This window comes from Brenneria sp. g21c3 (genome assembly GCF_040240345.1).
Classification (GTDB): Bacteria; Pseudomonadota; Gammaproteobacteria; order Enterobacterales; family Enterobacteriaceae; genus Brenneria.
Window position 1 is genome coordinate 1 of record NZ_JBEIAB010000051.1, and the last position, 724, is coordinate 724.

At 49.7% G+C, this 724-nt stretch carries 2 tRNA genes and 2 rRNA genes; all 4 read right to left on the reverse strand.

Features of this window, described 5'->3' with window-relative positions:
• Positions 1–95, reverse strand: a 23S ribosomal RNA gene (locus ABRZ28_RS24245); the annotation flags it as partial.
• Positions 96–281: 186 nt separating this feature from the next.
• Positions 282–357, reverse strand: a tRNA-Ala gene (locus tag ABRZ28_RS24250).
• Positions 358–480: 123 nt separating this feature from the next.
• Positions 481–557: transfer RNA gene (locus ABRZ28_RS24255), tRNA-Ile, on the reverse strand.
• Positions 558–630: 73 nt separating this feature from the next.
• Positions 631–724 (reverse strand): 16S ribosomal RNA (locus tag ABRZ28_RS24260); the annotation flags it as partial.

Below are 724 nucleotides of genomic sequence, written 5' to 3' on the forward strand. Positions count from 1 at the left end.
TTCATATCACCTTGCCGACGCTTTTCGCAGATTAGCACGCCCTTCATCGCCTCTGACTGCCTAGGCATCCACCGTGTACGCTTAGTCGCTTAACCTCACAACCCGAAGGTGTCTTTCGACATCATCGTGCTGCGATTTTTGAGAGACTCTGACACAACAAAATCACTACCCTTGCGGATAATGTTCAGCTGCGTCGTTTCAAATTTCAGCTTGTTCCAGATTGTTAAAGAGCAAAATACTTCGCAGCATACTGTCGCCAATACGCTCTGAAGTCTTTTTAATGGTGGAGCTATGCGGGATCGAACCGCAGACCTCCTGCGTGCAAAGCAGGCGCTCTCCCAGCTGAGCTATAGCCCCATGACTTACAGATACCTTGAGATACCACTCGTGAGAGAGTTAATTCTTTTCCAGGCAAGGCGTGCAATGGCGAAGCATACTCCAGTATGCGAGGCATTTCACAACGCAGCATGGGAAAGAATTTGGTAGGCCTGAGTGGACTTGAACCACCGACCTCACCCTTATCAGGGGTGCGCTCTAACCACCTGAGCTACAAGCCTATTAAGGTATTTCTGCTCGTTATTTTCATCAGACAATCTGTGTGGACACTGCACTGCCCTAAAGGCTCTTTGGTAAGGAGGTGATCCAACCGCAGGTTCCCCTACGGTTACCTTGTTACGACTTCACCCCAGTCATGAATCACAAAGTGGTAAGCGCCCCCCCGAAG